The 15866-nt window shown below is 71.8% G+C and carries 14 protein-coding genes; 9 read left to right on the forward strand and 5 right to left on the reverse strand.

Annotation, left to right across the window (positions count from 1 at the left end; all coding sequences use genetic code 11):
- Nucleotides 1-209 precede the first annotated feature (209 nt).
- Both KV205_RS31105 and KV205_RS31110 read left to right on the forward strand, forming a co-directional pair.
- Nucleotides 210-473, forward strand: a complete 264-nt coding sequence (locus tag KV205_RS31105) for a hypothetical protein (protein WP_265868147.1) — start codon at nt 210-212, stop codon at nt 471-473.
- 371 nt (nt 474-844) lie between these two features.
- On the forward strand, nt 845-3235 hold the full coding sequence (locus KV205_RS31110) for a DUF4157 domain-containing protein (RefSeq protein WP_265868148.1): 2391 nt from the start codon (nt 845-847) through the stop codon (nt 3233-3235).
- A gap of 73 nt (nt 3236-3308) precedes the next feature.
- On the opposite strand, the gene KV205_RS31115 is transcribed toward KV205_RS31110, so the two are convergent.
- The 3 genes from KV205_RS31115 to KV205_RS31125 all read right to left on the reverse strand — a co-directional run bounded on the left by KV205_RS31115 (nt 3309) and on the right by KV205_RS31125 (nt 5883).
- A complete protein-coding gene (locus tag KV205_RS31115) occupies nt 3309-3857 on the reverse strand; it encodes a DUF3291 domain-containing protein (protein WP_265868149.1) in 549 nt (182 codons plus the stop codon).
- Between the two features lie 164 nt (nt 3858-4021).
- The gene (locus KV205_RS31120) at nt 4022-4606 is read right to left on the reverse strand and encodes a DinB family protein (protein WP_265868150.1); all 585 of its coding nucleotides are present in this window, start codon (nt 4604-4606) and stop codon (nt 4022-4024) included.
- Nucleotides 4603-5883 (reverse strand): MFS transporter, encoded by a 1281-nt coding sequence (locus KV205_RS31125; protein WP_265868151.1) that lies wholly within the window; start codon nt 5881-5883, stop codon nt 4603-4605. The genes KV205_RS31120 and KV205_RS31125 overlap by 4 nt, the downstream gene beginning before the upstream one ends.
- Nucleotides 5884-5971: 88 nt before the next feature.
- Here KV205_RS31125 and KV205_RS31130 point away from each other — a divergent pair, with 88 nt between their 5' ends.
- The 4 genes from KV205_RS31130 to hutH all read left to right on the forward strand — a co-directional run bounded on the left by KV205_RS31130 (nt 5972) and on the right by hutH (nt 11376).
- A complete protein-coding gene (locus KV205_RS31130) occupies nt 5972-6964 on the forward strand; it encodes a helix-turn-helix transcriptional regulator (protein ID WP_265868153.1) in 993 nt (330 codons plus the stop codon).
- A gap of 110 nt (nt 6965-7074) precedes the next feature.
- Entirely contained in the window at nt 7075-7491 is a 417-nt protein-coding gene (locus tag KV205_RS31135) for a hypothetical protein (RefSeq protein ID WP_265868155.1), read from the forward strand.
- Nucleotides 7488-9659, forward strand: a complete 2172-nt coding sequence (locus KV205_RS31140; protein WP_265868156.1) for a tetratricopeptide repeat protein — start codon at nt 7488-7490, stop codon at nt 9657-9659. The genes KV205_RS31135 and KV205_RS31140 overlap by 4 nt, the downstream gene beginning before the upstream one ends.
- Nucleotides 9660-9834: 175 nt before the next feature.
- Nucleotides 9835-11376 carry a histidine ammonia-lyase gene (hutH, locus tag KV205_RS31145; RefSeq protein WP_265868224.1) on the forward strand — a complete coding sequence of 514 codons (1542 nt, stop codon included), beginning with the start codon at nt 9835-9837 and terminating at the stop codon, nt 11374-11376.
- A 71-nt stretch (nt 11377-11447) separates the two neighbouring features.
- Here the strand turns inward: hutH and KV205_RS31150 are convergent, their stop codons facing one another.
- Nucleotides 11448-11732 carry an LAETG motif-containing sortase-dependent surface protein gene (locus tag KV205_RS31150; RefSeq protein WP_265868157.1) on the reverse strand — a complete coding sequence of 95 codons (285 nt, stop codon included), beginning with the start codon at nt 11730-11732 and terminating at the stop codon, nt 11448-11450.
- Between the two features lie 109 nt (nt 11733-11841).
- Between KV205_RS31150 and KV205_RS31155 the strand changes: the two genes are divergently transcribed.
- Together KV205_RS31155 and KV205_RS31160 are read left to right on the forward strand one after the other, a co-directional pair.
- Complete coding sequence (locus KV205_RS31155; RefSeq protein ID WP_265868158.1) at nt 11842-12195, forward strand: hypothetical protein; 354 nt, start codon at nt 11842-11844, stop codon at nt 12193-12195.
- A gap of 250 nt (nt 12196-12445) precedes the next feature.
- Nucleotides 12446-13717 (forward strand): Ig-like domain-containing protein, encoded by a 1272-nt coding sequence (locus tag KV205_RS31160; RefSeq protein WP_265868160.1) that lies wholly within the window; start codon nt 12446-12448, stop codon nt 13715-13717.
- 89 nt (nt 13718-13806) lie between these two features.
- Here the strand turns inward: KV205_RS31160 and KV205_RS31165 are convergent, their stop codons facing one another.
- Nucleotides 13807-14673 (reverse strand): helix-turn-helix transcriptional regulator, encoded by an 867-nt coding sequence (locus KV205_RS31165; protein WP_265868161.1) that lies wholly within the window; start codon nt 14671-14673, stop codon nt 13807-13809.
- A gap of 129 nt (nt 14674-14802) precedes the next feature.
- On the opposite strand from KV205_RS31165, the gene KV205_RS31170 reads away from it, so the two are divergent.
- Nucleotides 14803-15846 carry an NAD(P)-dependent alcohol dehydrogenase gene (locus KV205_RS31170; protein WP_265868163.1) on the forward strand — a complete coding sequence of 348 codons (1044 nt, stop codon included), beginning with the start codon at nt 14803-14805 and terminating at the stop codon, nt 15844-15846.
- The last annotated feature ends 20 nt before the right edge of the window (nt 15847-15866 follow it).

Genomic DNA, 15866 nt, shown 5'->3' on the forward strand with positions numbered 1-15866 from the left:
GGCTGGGTCGTACGCGCCTTCGCGCTCCCGGGTCGCGGCGAGCCGGGCGGAGATCCCTGGTCCGGCTCCAGGGCCCTGTGCCCGTCCTGGACATCGAGATCGGCCGGCATCGATGAGCCCCATGGACTCCGCCACGGCCGCCGCGTAGGCCGACGCCTCCTCAGCCGTGATCCACCGCATCTGATTGGTTGTGTCCGTAGGCTTCGCCTATGGAGAGCGGGCTTGAGACTGCGTGCCGGATCTGCGGGCTGGACGTCGGCGAGGTGCGCTTCGACGATCACGGCTTGGCCCTGTTCGTCATCTGTGGGTGCTGCGGGACTGAGTCCGGCGTCGGAGACGACACCGTGGTTCAGGCGCGGCGCCTTCGTGCCCGATGGCTCGATGCTGGATCCGTATGGTTCGAGCCCAAAGGCCGACCCGCCGATTGGGAACTGCGGGAGCAACTGCGCAATGTTCCGCCGAGCTGGCGCTGACCTCGATGGCCGGCACAGTGCGGTCGGCGGAAGCCCCCGGGCGGGGGGGGGGTTGCAGATGCGGCTCGCGCTGCTCTGCGGCTGGCCGGAAGGGGGACTGCCGGGACGGGACGCCGGCCGTTGACAGGTGCGGTGGCCACCCGCGAGGGCGGCCCCACCAGAAGCCCACTGGAAACCCCCGCCCCCAGCACCTCAGAGACCTGGGCCCGGTAGAGCCCGCTCCTTCTGCGCTCAGATCGTGAAGATCCACCACCCAGGCCCGGGTTGCCCGTTCGCCCATCGGACGTTGCCCTGGCGGTCGTTGTGCCCCGTCGGCCCCGCCGACTAGACAGGAAGGACGTACCCGTACCACACCCTTCAGGGGGATTTCCATGCACGCCAAGGACGCACGGAAGCCGTCGACCGCGACGAGGGCAGAGGCGGGTGCTCGTCGTGACGGGCCGCGCGGCGGCGCAGTCACCCCCACTACCGGTGTCGGCGGTGTCCTGTCCCCGCAGACGGTCCTCGCCCTCCAGCGCACGATCGGCAACGCCGCCGTCTCCCGGCTGGTCGAGGAGTCCCGGCACCAGCACGGCGCCGGCTGCGGCCACGCGCAGAGCTCCGAGGCCGCGCCCGCCCCCGTACAGCGTTCCGCCGTGCACGACGTCCTGCGCAGCTCGGGGAGCCCCCTCGACGACGGCACCCGCGCCGACATGGAGTCCCGGCTCGGCGCCGACTTCTCCGACGTGCGCGTGCACAACGACAGGGCCGCCCGCGCGTCCGCAGCCGAGGTCGGCGCCCGCGCGTACACCTCCGGCAACCACATCGTCATCGGCGACGGCGGCGGCGACCGCCACACCCTCGCGCATGAGCTGACGCACGTCATCCAGCAGCGTCAGGGCCCGGTCTCCGGCACTGACAACGGCTCCGGTCTGCGCGTCTCCGACCCCTCGGACCGCTTCGAGCGGGAGGCCGAGGCAAACGCCCGGCGTGCGCTGTCGGGCTCGGCTCCGGTTCCGGTGGCGGGTGCCGTCGCCGAGCCCGCGCAGCGTACGGCCGGGGGGACGCGGTCCTCCGCACCTTCCGTCCAGCGCGTGCCGACGGATCCGGAGCAGACGACGAGCTCTTCGTCCTCCTCCGTACCGTCCGCGCAGGAGACGGCGGTCGCGACCGCTCCGGCGTACGGCACCGAGATCAGCACCCCGGAGGAGGCGATCGCCCACGGGCTGAATGCCGACAACACACTCGTCGTGAACGCGGGCCACTCCGGCGACATGTACCACGTCCGGGCCGCCATGCTCCTCGACCCGGGCCTCAAGCTCCTCATGTACGGCCTGCTGGACGACTTCGACGAGGAGGCCGACCGCCCTCGCATCGCTGGCTCCGTGCGCACCGCGAGGATGACGGAGGAGAACACCCCGGCGAAACTTGAAGCAAAGCGTGTACGCGACAACGCCTTCAAGGTCAGAAAGCGGGAGATCCAGCAAGGAAGCAATAATCTGGTCGTTCCGGACGGTGTCACCATCCCGCCGAAGAAGTGGCGCAAGCAGCAGGCGGACCTTCAGGTCGAGGCGGCAGAGGCAGAGATTCTGGGTGCCTACGCCAGGAACATGGAGCGGGAAATCGAAGCCGAAACCGAGCGCAGGCTGGCCGACGAGAGAGACGACCGCCCCCGCGCGAAGCGTGCCATCGCCCGCAAAGCCACGCACATGTACCAGCTCCACGAGGATCTGGGGCCCAACCGGGTCTTCTTCACCAAGAAGTCCGGGGAGAGCCTCGGGCTCGCGCACGGCGGCGGGGAGAACATCTCCACCAACAAGTTCAAGAGCGGCATGCTGGAGCGGGGAGCCTGGGTCGGCGCCGGGGGCGACGCGACGCGGATGCAGAACTTCTACCGCGACTACGCGGCTCCGGATGCCACCACCGCAGAGGCTTTCAACTCCGCTCGCTCGAATCCTAGTCACCCGCTGAGCAGGTTCGCGCCGGGTGTCCCGTACGTCATCGTGAACTATCGGGACAGCGGCCACACCGGGGAGGGGAACGCTCCCGCGCTCGACACCGGGCGGGACGGTCTGGCCCAGCTCCAGAGCATGATCAGAGACCACCCCGACCTCGGGGGTGCGCAGCCCGTCCTCATCGGCGGCCATCCGGAACCGGACACCGTCCCCGGTCCGCACCTGCTCAAGTACTGGGAATGGGAAGGAATGAAGGGCCGTCGCAGCGAGCTGGCACTGCTGAGCTACCTCAAGGAGAACTTCACGATCGTCGGCGCGATCGGCATGCGCAGTGGCGTCACCGATCAGTTCGCCTTCGCCGGGATCAAGACCCTGTCGATCGACATCTCCCCGAACCAGCCCAGGCCCAAGAACGGCGCCGCTGTGGACAACGAGAAGGACGTGGAAAAATACCCGTCCAAGGGCTGGGAGCGCGGCGGGAAGCTGGAAGCGATCCTCGGTCCGCGGTACGGCCGGGCTTTCCTCGGTGAGGCCAGGACGGACGACGAGAAGGTCACCGACGGCACGTGGGCGGGCGCCTTCGGGGAGCGGGACCGGGCGATGCTCCGTGACGCGATCGGGCACTTCTTCGCCACGGAGCGCGTCGAAGGGGGCACCCGGGCGACGCCCGACAACTTCCGGCACTACTCCCACCCGCTGCACCAGCACAGCCGTGACGAGCTCGAAGGGAGCACCGCGCTGGGCAACGCGAAGAAGAAGGCGATCCACGCGAGGGTCGAGGCGCAGATGCAGCAGGACGAACTGGATGCGGCGAAGAAGGGCCTTTGACGTCCCGGCTCCAGCCACCCAACACCGTTACCGAAACCCATACTTGGGCTCCGTGCTGAGTTGAAACGCGCTCTCAGTGGGCGGATCCCTTGATCTTGGCGGGAGTTCCGTCCGGGCTGAAGGGGCGCTGGAAGGTGAAGGCGTGCGGTGCGGCCGTGCCGTGGGCGTGGAGGTGTTTCAGGCGGGAGACGCCGTCCTGCCAGGTGGGGGTCGCGCCGGCGGGGACCCACCAGAGGACGTGGCTCGGGCGTCCCGTCCGCTCGAACCAGTCGTGGCGCCTGTTCAGCGCCGCACGGTGGAGGCCGGTGTAGATGGCGTCGAAGGCGGAGGGCAGGTCGGTCCAGAGGGAGAGGGTCGCGTCCATGGCGATGGTCTCCACCGTACGGCCCTTGTCGTACCAGGTCGGTACGGTGAACTCGCCCCACGCACCCCAGTCCAGGTCGAAGTGCGTGCCCTGGCCGGCGTCCGCCGGTTGCGCGCGGGCGAGGTATCCGGGGTGCCGGCTGATCTCGGGGTAGATGGCCCTGCCGCTGTCGTGGAGTTCGTGGGTGAGGGGTGTGGGATCGGCGAGCGGCGACTTCAGGACGCCGAAGGTGTAGAGGGCAAGGTGGGGATGGGGCACGTGTGTCTCCCGGTTGGCTGAGCCTGCAGGAACTCCCTTGCGACCGTGGGTGATCGCCGAGGACCACGTGAAGGTAGCCGTCTCCCCGGACCATGTCGAAGTTGCGTTTTCCCTGCCCAAGTGGCCTCCCGTACCGGCCCTTTCGGGGGCCGGGGGGACAGCCGCTACGCCTTGATGTGAGCGGCCGATCTGGCGGCCTGTTCGAGCTTCGTGAAGTAGGCCGCGCGGGCCTCCTCGTCGATCGGTCGCTCGTGTTCGGGGCGCAGCCCGGTCCGGCCGTCGACGCTCTCGCGCAGGATGTCGGCGTGGCCGGTGTGCCGGATGGTCTCGGTGAGGACATGGAGGAGGACGGCGAAGAGGTTCGTGTTGGGGGACGGCTCCGACCACCACGGCACGTGGCCGGGGGCGTCGAGGGGGAGCGCGGTGATCGTCGCGTCCGCGTGTTCCCAGGTGCGCCGGTAGAAGGCGATGATCTCCTCGCGGGTCTCGTCCTCCGCCGCCCACTGATCGCTGCCGTCGTGGTCCTGCCACCGGCACAGCGGTTCGGGGGAGAGGCGGTCGAAGACCTCGCCGAAGTACCGGGCCTCGACGGTGGCCACGTGTTTGACCAGGCCGAGGAGGTTGGTCCCGGTCGCCGCCAGAGGCCGGCGGGCGTCGTATTCGGACAGGCCGTCGAGTTTCCAGAGGAGCGCCTCGCGGTCCCGCCGCAGTCGGTTGTGCAGGTGGTCCTTCGCGAATTCGTCGATCATGCGGATGGGCCTTTCATGGGTTGCTTGTGGTCAGAGGGGTGCCAGGTGAGGAGCCAGCCGGCGGCGAGCGCCGTCGCGCCGCCCGCCAGGGCGATCGCGCCGCCGGTTCCGATGCCCGCGGCCACCGCGCCGAAGCAGGCCGGGCCGGCGCCCTGCAGCGTCATGCCGCCGGAGCCGAGCAGGCCGAAGGCCTGGCCCTGGCCGTCCGGCGGCAGGGCGTCCAGGAACGGCCGTTGCAGGCCGAGGCCGTAGGCGAATCCGAAGCCGCAGAGCAGCAGCAGGCAGGACGAGACGCCCACGCCGGGCTCGGTGCCGAAGCCGACCAGGGGCAGTCCCATCAGCGCGACCAGCGGGACGACGAGTCGCTCCCGGGTGGGTGGCCGCAGCAGTCGACCGACCAGCAGGTCACCGACGAGCATGCCGACCGGCAGACAGCCCATCAGCACCGCGTACCAGCCGGGCGCGAACCCGCGTCCTCCCGCGTAGGCGACGATCAGGCCTTCCGCGCCCGCGACGAACGCGGGTGGCAGCCACTGGGCCAGCATCAGACGTCGTACGGTGCGTCCGCGCAGCAGCCGGCCGGCACCGTGCAGGCTTGCGCGGACGGCCCCGCCGTCGGACTCCCCCGGTTGCAGTCGGGGCAGTCGGGGCAGCCGGAGGCGGATCGCGAGCGCGCAGCCGAGGTAGAGGGCGGCGCTCACCGCGAGCGCCCGGCGCGGGCCGAGTACGGCGACGGCCGCGCCGCCCAGCGCCAGACCGAGCAACTGCGCGCCGGAGCCGGCGATGTTGTTCAGCGAACGGCCCAGTACGTACGCGTCGCCCGCCAGCCACTGCGCGACCAGCCGGCCCGACGCGCCGCCGAACACCGGTGTGGCCAGGGCGACAAGGGCCACGACGCCGAGACTTGCCGCGACCGGCATCCGTACCAGGGCGAGCAGCAGGGCGGCGGCGCCCTCCAACACGTAACCGCCGGTGATGAGCGCGCGGGGCGGCAGGCGGTCGGCCAGCGAGCCGAGGAGCAGCGAGCCGAACAGCTGAGGGAGAAAGCCGATGCCGAAGGCCAGCGCGCTCAGCAGCGGGGAGCCGGTGGACGCGAAGACCAGCACCGAGAACGTGGTGATCCGCAGCGCGCCCGCGGTGATCGCGACGGTACGGGTCGAGAACAGCAGCCGGAATCGCGGCTCGGCAAGCACCTCCCGGTAGGTGGCGCGGTCGTTGCCCTGCACGGGTGCGGGTGCGGGTGCGGGTGCGGGTGCGGGCCCGGCGGTCGGGGTCATGACGCCCAACCTCGCCGCGTACGCACGCCACTCACCAATGATTCGTCGCTGGACGAATCGAAGCGGTCGTCGCCGGTAGCCTGGCGGGGTGCTCCGCTTCGAAGTCTCCGTCGACGACCTGCTGCGCAGCCGCTTCGCCCTGTCGCCCGCGCTGGACCTCTGCCTGCTGCTGCGCTCGCTCGCCGGCCAGGACCGGCCGCTGCCGCGGGCCTGGGACGCCCGGCTCCGGCCGGCCTTCGAACGGCTCCGCCGCGAGACCGAACTCGACGCCGTCCTCGCCCTGCACACCCCGCTGTCCGGACCGAACTTCGTCGCCCCGCCCCCGCGCGGCCTCAACCAGACCTGGGCGGACGACCTGGCCACGATCCGGGCCACACCGCTGGAGGCGGCCCGCCAGGAGTGGGCCTCCACCGCGACCGGACCGTACGCCCGTGATCCCCGCGCACGCGCGGTGCTCGACTCGCCGGACGCCGTCCCCAGGATCGCCGAGGCGATGGACCGGGCGTGGCACGAGCTGCTCGCCGCCGACTGGCCGCAAATGCGCGCGATCTGTGAGCGCGATGTCGTGCACCGGGTGGGGGTGATCGGCGAACACGGGTGGGCCACGACGATCGAGAGCCTGCACCCGGGCATCGCCTGGCGCGAGGGCGGCATCGAGATCGGCTTCCTCCGAGGCGGAACCATTCGCCTCGCCGGCGACGGGCTCCTGGTGATCCCTTCGGTCTTCGTCGGGCATGTCGCCGCCCACATGGAAGACCCCTGGCCCAGGACCCTGGTCTACCGGGCCCGCGGCACCGCCGCCCTGTGGGGCGAGCAGGAGACCGTCCCGCGACCGGACGCGCTGACCGCCCTGGTCGGCCGCGCCCGAGCCCGGCTGCTGCTGGCGCTCGACGCCCCGGCCAGTACCAGCCACCTCGCCCGAAGCCTCGCCATGGCACCCGGCGCGGTGGGCGACCACCTCGCCATCCTGCGCAGCGCGGGGCTGCTCGTCCGCGCCCGCTCCGGACGGTCGGTGCTCTACCGGCGCACCCCGCTCGGCGAGGCGCTGGTCGGCGGAGCACGGGCCGGCGGTTCGGGCTGAGGGCTCGCACCGCCGGCCCGGCGAGTTCTGCGTCCCGCACACCTGGGCGCCGTCCGCGCCCTAGCCTGTCGAGCAGAGTGTGTCGGGGTTATGGGGGAGGGGGCGGGGTCATGACAGGCGTCAGGTGGGTCGTGGCCGGGCTCGCGGCGGTGCTCGCCGCGGGGCTCGTCGTGGTCGTGCTCGTGATGGACCTGGAGCAGGGCGAGAAGATCGCGAGCGTGGCCGGGGCCGTGGTGAGCGTGCTGCTCGCCGGGTTCACCGTCGTCACGGCGCAGCCCGCCGGGCAGGGGCGCCGCATACGGGCCGGGCGCGGTGCCACGGTCATCGACGGGAGCGTCACCGGCAGCGCCCTCGGGCGCGGGTCGAAGGTCACCGGGCCGCCCACCACCCCGGCCCCCGCTCCTGCCCCGCCGTCCGGCGGCGCTCCGCGCCCGCCCGTGGACGGGGTCAGCGGCGGCCGGGACAGCACCGTGATCCTCGGGGACGTGCGCGACAGCGCGCTCGGTGACGAGAGCGAGCGCCGGTGAGCCGTTGGCGGCGCCGGAAGGACCCGCGCGTCTCGGTCGGGGGCGATGTCGCGTACAGCGCGCTCGGCCCGTACAGCTCCGTCGTCGTCCAGCAGGCCCCCGCCCCGGACGCCCCGGCGGTCGAGTGGCCCGTCGAGGTCGGTTCCGTACCCGCGCTCGCCTCCGCCTTCCAGCCGCGCGCCGGACTGCGCGAACGCATCGACGCGGTACGGGCCGAGGGCGGTACGGCGGTGCTGACGCAGGTCCTGTCGGGCGGCGGCGGGGTCGGCAAGTCGCAGCTCGCCGCCGCGTACGCGGCCGGGGCCGTCGCCGACGGCACCGACCTGGTGGTGTGGGTGCCGGCCGGCGAGCTCCAGCAGGTCATCACGCTCTACGCGCGCGCCGCGCAGCGCATCGCCGCGCCCGGCGCGGCCGGTGAGGACCCGGAGGCCGACGCCCGCGCGTTCCTCGCCTGGCTCGCCACCACCGACCGCCGCTGGCTCGTCGTCCTCGACGACATCGGCGACCCGGAGACCGTCGACGGCTGGTGGCCGAGCAGCCGCACCGGTACGGGCTGGGTCCTCGCCACCACCCGCCTCCACGACGCCCGGCTCACCGGCGGGGGCCGCCGCCGGGTCTCCGTGGACGTGTACGAGCCCGCCGAGGCGGTCGCCTATCTGCGGGCCCGCCTCGCGGACGAACCCGCGCTCGCGGACGGCGCGGAGGAGGAGCTGGCCCGGGAGCTCGGCCACCTCCCGCTCGCGCTCGGGCACGCCGCCGCGTACATGCTCAACAGTGGCCTCGGCTGCGCCGCCTACCTCGACCTCTTCCGCCGCTCGTCCCTCGGCGACGCGCTGCCGCCGTCCGCCGACGCCGAGGGGTACGGGCGCGCGGTGGCCACCACCCTCCTGCTCTCCCTCGACGCGGCCGAGGCCGCCGACCCGGCCGGCCTCGCCCGGCCGATCCTGCGGCTGGCCGCCCTCCTGGACCCGGCAGGGCATCCGGAGGCCCTGTGGGAGACGGAGGCGGTGCTCGACCACCTCGACCCGCTCGGCGACCACGAGCCCGAGGAGATCCGTGCGAGCCTGCGCGTCCTCCACCGGTACGCCCTGCTGGCCTGCGACAGCCGTGCGGGGACGGTCCGGATGCACGCCCTGACGGCCCGGGCGGTACGGGAGACGACCCCCGAGGAGGAGTTCGCCGGCCTGGCGGAGGCGGCGGCCGAGGCGCTGCAGTTCCTGTGGCCGGAGCCGGAGCGGCCGGACTGGGAGCTGGCCGCGGTCCTGCGCGCCAACACGGTCAGTCTCGCGGCGGCCGTGGGCCCGCTGGTGTGGGACGTGATCGACTGCCGGCAGCTGGTGTTCACGGCCGGGTTCAGTCTGTTCAGGGAGGGGCGGCTCGGCGCCGCGACGGCCTACTGGGATGCGGTCGCCGACGCCTGCGCGGCCTTTCTGGGCGCCGAACACCCCGACACCCTGCAGGCCCTCGCGCGCCTCGCCGAAGCGTACTCGCGGACGGGTCGCGTCGCCGAGGCCATCGAGGTGGAGGAGGGCGTGCTGGCCGCCTGCGAGCGCGTGCTGGGGCCCGAGGACAACGACACCCTCGTCACCCGCGCCGATCTCGCCACCTCCTACGCGATCGCCGGACGGCTCCCGGAGGCCGTGGCCCTGATGGAGCAGGTCGTCGCCGACCGGGACCGGCTCTTCGGGCCCGGCGGCGCGGACACCGCCCAGGCGCGCGCCAATCTGGCGGCCTACCTCCAGGAGACGGGCCGGCTCTCCGAGGCCCTCGTCCTGGCCGAGCAGGCCCTCGTGGAGATGGAGGAGGCGGTGGGGCCGGACCACCCCGCGCTCCTGGGCGTACGGAACAACCTGGCCGCCGCCTACCACAACGCCGGAAGGCCGGTCGAGGCCGTGGCGCTGAAGGAACGGGCGCTCGCGGACGCCGAACGGCTGCTCGGCGCCGAGCACCACCAGACGTCCTTCCTGCGGGGCAACCTTGCCGTCAGCTACTGGGACCTGGGCCGCCGCGCGGAGGCCGTCGCCCTGCTCGGCCGGGCGGTCGCCGAGCTGCGGAGCGTCCTCGGCCCCTCCCACCCCGACGTCGTCGAGTACGCCGGGACCCTGGCGCTGATGCGCGAGGCGGCCCGCTCCTCCCGCCCCCTCTGGCGCCGTCTGCTGGGCCGCTGAGCGCCCCACACGTCAGACTGGAACCGCTCCGTCCGCTCCTTGGCGTGCCTCAGTGCCCGCCCCGGCGCCCGTAAGGGGCCCATCGCCGCCGGTAAGGGGTCGAGTGCTCGCGGACCGATGACAAAGTCACCTAGTGACAGGTCGCTCTTCAATCCGTAAGGTTCTGAATATGGATATGCAGACTGTCGTCCTTGGGACGTCCGGCACCACCCCGCAGGACGTCATCGACGTCGCCCGCCACGGCGCGCGCGTCGAGCTGTCATCCGACGCCGTCCAGGCGCTCGCTGCCGCCCGCGCCACCGTGGACGCGCTCGCCGCCAAGCCCGAGCCGGTGTACGGCGTCTCCACCGGCTTCGGCGCGCTCGCCACCCGCCACATCGGGCATGACCTGCGCACCCAGCTGCAGCGCAACATCGTCCGCTCGCACGCCGCCGGCATGGGCCCGCGGGTCGAGCGCGAGGTCGTCCGGGCGCTGATGTTCCTGCGGCTCAAGACCGTCGCCTCCGGCTACACCGGCGTCCGCCCCGAGGTCGCCCAGACCATGGCCGACGTGCTCAACGCCGGCATCACCCCGGTCGTCCACGAGTACGGCTCCCTCGGCTGCTCCGGCGACCTCGCGCCGCTCTCCCACTGCGCGCTCGCGCTCATGGGCGAGGGTGACGCCGAGGGCCCCGACGGCGAGGTGAAGCCGGCCGGCGAGCTGCTCGCCGCCGCCGGCATCGAGCCCGTCGAGCTCCGCGAGAAGGAGGGCCTCGCCCTCCTCAACGGCACCGACGGCATGCTCGGCATGCTGATCATGGCCCTCGCCGACCTCGACAACCTCTACAAGTCGGCCGACGTCACCGCCGCCCTCTCCCTGGAGGCGCTGCTCGGCACCGAGAAGGTCCTCGAGCCCGAGCTGCACACCGTCCGCCCGCACCCCGGCCAGGGCGACTCCGCCGCCAACATGCTCGCCGTCCTCAAGGGCTCCGAGCTCACCGGCCACTACCAGAGCGGCGAGGCCCCCCGGGTCCAGGACGCCTACTCGGTGCGCTGCGCCCCGCAGGTCGCCGGCGCCGGCCGCGACACCATGGCGCACGCCCGCCTGGTCGCCGAGCGCGAGCTCGCCGCCTCCGTCGACAACCCGATCGTGCTGCCCAGCGGCGAGGTCCGCTCCAACGGCAACTTCCACGGCGCCCCCGTCGCGTACGTCCTCGACTTCCTCGCCATCGCCGCCGCCGACCTCGGCTCCATCGCCGAGCGCCGCACCGACCGGCTGCTCGACAAGAACCGCTCGCACGGCCTGCCGCCCTTCCTCGCCGACGACGCCGGGGTGGACTCGGGCCTGATGATCGCCCAGTACACGCAGGCCGCCCTGGTCAGCGAGATGAAGCGGCTCGCCGTCCCGGCCTCCGCCGACTCCATCCCGTCCTCGGCGATGCAGGAGGACCACGTCTCCATGGGCTGGTCCGCCGCCCGCAAGCTGCGCACCGCCATCGACAACCTCACCCGGATCATCGCCGTCGAGCTCTACGCCGCCACCCGCGGCATCGAGCTGCGCCACGGCCTGAGCCCGGCCCCGGCCTCCGCCGCCGCCATCGAGGCGCTGCGCGCCGCCGGTGTCGCCGGCCCCGGGCCGGATCGTTTCCTCGCCCCCGACCTGGCCGCCGCCGACGCCTTCGTACGGGCCGGCCGCCTGGTCGCCGCCGTGGAGCCGGTCACCGGCCCTCTGGCGTAACGCGGAAGACCGCGGAAGGGCCGCTCCCGAGTCCGGGGGCGGCCCTTCCGTATGTCAAGGGGCTCACGGCCTCAGGAGGCCCGGCCGCCCCGCCGCATCGCCAGCGTCACGAAACCGGCCCCCACGCCCAGGAACAGCGACCCGCCCAGCAGGTACGGAGTGGTGTTCGGGCCGCCCGTCTCGGCGAGCCGCGTGCCGGCCCCGACCACGCCCTCGTCCTCCGCCGAGGCGGACTGCGTGGTGGCGCCGTCTCTGCTCTGCTCCCCGGTGGCGTTCGCGTTCGGCACGAACCACAGCGCGCAGAGCAGTGTCCCGGCGGCGGTGGCGGTGAGCAGCGGGCGTCGAGCGACGGACACGGGTATTCGATCCCCCTTGCGGAAACCGCGAATTGGTAGGTGCGCTGATGGTATTGAACACAGCGGGTCGCGGGAAACCCGAGACCCTCCCGCGCTTTACGCTCCGCCCATGAGTACTTCCGAGACATCACGTTATGTACGGCTTCGGGTCGATCTCGTCCTGGAGATCGAAGGACCCGCCGAGGTCACCGATGCCGCGCTGGCCCGGATCGACGCCGACACCTCCATGCCGGAGGAGGAGCGGACCCACGCCCGCGCCGCCGTCGCCGAGGACAGCGCGGAGGCCCTCGCGTATCTCGTCGAGCCCTTCGACGTGGTCGCCGGCGTGCCCGGCGTCGACCTGGTCCAGGCCTCCTGGAGCACCGAGGAGGTCGACTACGACCCCGATGCGGAGGAGTGGGACCTCGACGACGAAGATGAGGGGTGGGAAGACGACGACGAACCGGCGCGCGCCGGCGACTGACCGGCACCAGGGCCGCCCCTGAGGGCCCCAGGATGCCGGCGGCCCGGCGTCCCGGGGCCTTTTTCGCGTCCACGCACTCTTTTCCGGCCCTTTGCCGGGGTAGGGGAGCAGGTCGGGAACCGAACGCTCCGCCGGGACGTGTGGATCAGTGGGCGTGTGGATCAGTGGTGTTCCCCACATACCCGCCGGTTACGGAACCGGACGGGTTCTCATGGGTGTTTCAGTGGGAAATGGCAGGTAGTCGGCGACGATGGAGAAGCGTGTGATGACGGACGGCAAGCGCCGTAAGAGCCTGGCCGCCGCGGCCGCGGTGCTCGGCGGCGTGCTGGTGCTCTCGGCGTGCAGCGACAGCGACAAGGGCGGCAGCGCCGCCGACGCCTCGCAGAGCGCCCAGTCGCAGGCCCAGGTCGACGAGGCCGCCGCGCAGAAGACCTCCAAGGCGCAGATCACCATCACGCCCAAGAACGGTGCGCAGAACGCGTCGATCAACGACGACGCCAAGGTCGCCGTCACCGCCGGCAAGCTCACCGAGGTCACCATGACCTCGGCCGAGGGCAAGACCGTCGAGGGGCAGATATCGGCCGACGGGCTGAGCTGGAAGCCCACCGGCCAGCTGGAGCGCGGCACGGTCTACAAGATCGCCGCCACCGCCAAGGACGCCGACGGCCTGGAGGCCCACGAGAACGCCTCCTTCACCACCGTCACCAAGGCCAACAGCTTCATCGGCAACTTCACGCCGGAGGACGGCTCGACGGTCGGCGTCGGAATGCCCGTCTCGATCAACTTCAACAAGGCGATCACCGACAAGAAGGCCGTGCAGGGCGGGATCACCGTCAGCTCCAGCTCCGGCCAGGAGGTCGTCGGCCACTGGTTCAACTCGACGCGGCTCGACTTCCGCCCCGAGAACTACTGGACCGAGGGCTCCACGGTCACCCTGAAGCTCGACCTCGACGGCGTCGAGGGTGCCAACGGCGTCTTCGGCGTCCAGCAGAAGACCGTCACCTTCAAGATCGGGCGCAACCAGGTCTCCACGGTCGACGTGAAGACCAAGACGATGACCGTCACCCAGGACGGCCGCACGATCAAGACCATCCCGATCTCCGCCGGCTCCCCGGAGAACACCACCTACAACGGTCAGATGGTGATCTCCGAGAAGTTCAAGGAGACCCGGATGAACGGCGCCACCGTCGGCTTCACGGACGACGACGGCAAGGGCGAGTACGACATCAAGGACGTGCCGCACGCCATGCGCCTGTCCACCTCCGGCACCTTCATCCACGGCAACTACTGGGGTGCCCGCTCCATCTTCGGCAGCGTCAACACCAGCCACGGCTGCGTGGGCCTCGCCGACGTCAAGGGCGCCGGCGACCCGAACCAGCAGGCCGCCTGGCTGTTCAACAACTCGATCGTCGGCGACGTCGTCATCGTCAAGAACTCCGCCGACAAGACGATCGCGCCCGACAACGGCCTCAACGGCTGGAACATGAACTGGTCGGCGTGGAAGGCCGGTTCCGCGGTCTGATGCGTACGGCGGTCTGATCCGCCGTACGGCACGCGAAAGGCGGCCCCCTCGTCTCCCGGAGACGAGGGGGCCGCTTCGTGTCCGTGCCGCTACTTCGGTACGTCCACGGGCTCGTCCACACCCCACTGCGCGAGCAGCCGCAGCGCGTCCGCGGACGGCGAGCCCGGCTCCGCGTGGTAGGTCACCAGCATCAGGTCCGGGTCGTCGCCCGAGATCTTCAGCGACTCGTACGCCAGCGTCATCTCGCCCACCAGCGGGTGCCGCAGCCGCTTCGTGCCGTGCCCCTTGTCGGTCACCGTGTGCGCCGCCCACAGGGAGCGGAACTCCTCGCTGCGCACCGACAGTTCGCCCACCAGGGACAGCAGCTCCTGATCGTCCGGGTTCATCCCGGCGTACAGCCGCAGCACGCTCACGACCTCGGTCGCCTTGCACTCCCAGTCGACGTACAGATCACGCGCGTTCGGATCGAGGAAGACCATCCGGGCCATGTTCCGCTCGCGCGGCTCCCAGGCGGCGAAGTCGCCCATCAGCGCCCGCGCCATCCGGTTCCAGGCCAGGATGTCGCCCCGCCGCCCCAGCACGAAGGCCGGGATGGCCTCCATGGAGTCGAGGAGGTGCAGAAGGCCCGGGCGCACCTTCTGCGGGCGGTTGGCCGCCGCCCGCTGCCGCTTCTTCATGGTCGGCTTCGCCAGGTGCGTCAGATGCGCCCGCTCGGTGTCGCTGAGCCGCAGCGCCCGCGCGATCGAGTCCAGGACCTCCATGGACACGTTCTTGCCGTTGCCCTGCTCAAGGCGGGTGTAGTACGCCACGGAGACCCCGGCCAGCTGCGCCAGCTCCTCCCGGCGCAGGCCCGGCACCCGGCGGTGCCGGCCGAACTCCGGCAGCCCGACGTCCTGCGGCTTCAGCCGGGCGCGGCGGGTGCGGAGGAATTCGCTGAGTTCGGAGCTGAGGTCCATACCTCCCCAGTATTCCCGTTCGCGGCCGGCACCGGACGGACGTTCCTGACCCTGCCAGTGGTAGGCACGCCGGTCGTAGGCAGAACAGTGGTCTGGGTGAGACCGGAAACCTTCGGCAGTCTCGCTGCCATGACCACCCACGTTTCCGCCATCGCCGCCCCCGCCCCCGACGCCCCGCTCGCGCGCACCACCGTGCCGCGCCGCGCCGTCGGCGAGCACGACGTGCTCATCGAGATCAAGTTCGCGGGCATCTGCCACTCCGACATCCACCAGGCCCACAACGGCTGGGGAGAGGGCATCTTCCCGATGGTGCCGGGCCACGAGATCGCCGGCATCGTCACCGAGGTCGGCCCCGGCGTGACCAAGCACGCCGTCGGCGACCGGGTGGGCGTCGGCTGCTTCGTCGACTCCTGCCGCGAGTGCGAGTACTGCGAGCAGGGCCTGGAGCAGTACTGCGTCACGGGCGGCACCGGCACGTACAACAGCATCGACAAGTACGGCGAGCCGACCTACGGCGGCTACTCCACCCACATCGTCGTCGACGAGAACTACACCCTGCGGATCCCCGAGGGCATCCCGCTGGACGCCGCCGCGCCGCTGCTGTGCGCCGGCGTGACCCTCTACTCGCCGCTCGCCCACTGGCAGGCCGGCCCCGGCAAGAAGGTCGCCATCGTCGGCCTCGGCGGCCTCGGCCACATGGGCGTCAAGATCGCCCACGCGCTCGGCGCCGAGGTGACCGTGCTCAGCCAGTCGCTGAAGAAGCAGGAGGACGCCCTCAAGCTGGGCGCCGACCACTACTACGCGACCAGCGACCCGGAGACCTTCACGGCCCTGCGCGGCAGCTTCGACCTGGTGATCTCCACGGTCTCCGCGCCGCTCGACTTCGACGCCTACCTGAGCCTCGTCAAGACCGACGGCGCCCTGGTCAACGTCGGCGCCCCGGAGGAGCCGGTCAAGGTCGGCCTCTTCTCCCTCATCGGCGGCCGCAAGACGCTGGCCGGCTCGATGATCGGCGGCATCAAGGAGACCCAGGAGATGCTGGACTTCTGCGCGGCGCACGGCCTGGGCGCCGAGATCGAGCTGATCACCGCGGACCAGGTCAACGAGGCGTACGCGCGGGTGGAGGCGTCCGACGTGCGCTACCGCTTCGTGATCGACGCGTCGACGATCTGAGCCTGCCGCCGTCCGGTGTC

Origin of the sequence: Streptomyces sp. SKN60 (genome assembly GCF_026236535.1) — a bacterium.
Classification (GTDB): Bacteria; Actinomycetota; Actinomycetes; order Streptomycetales; family Streptomycetaceae; genus Streptomyces.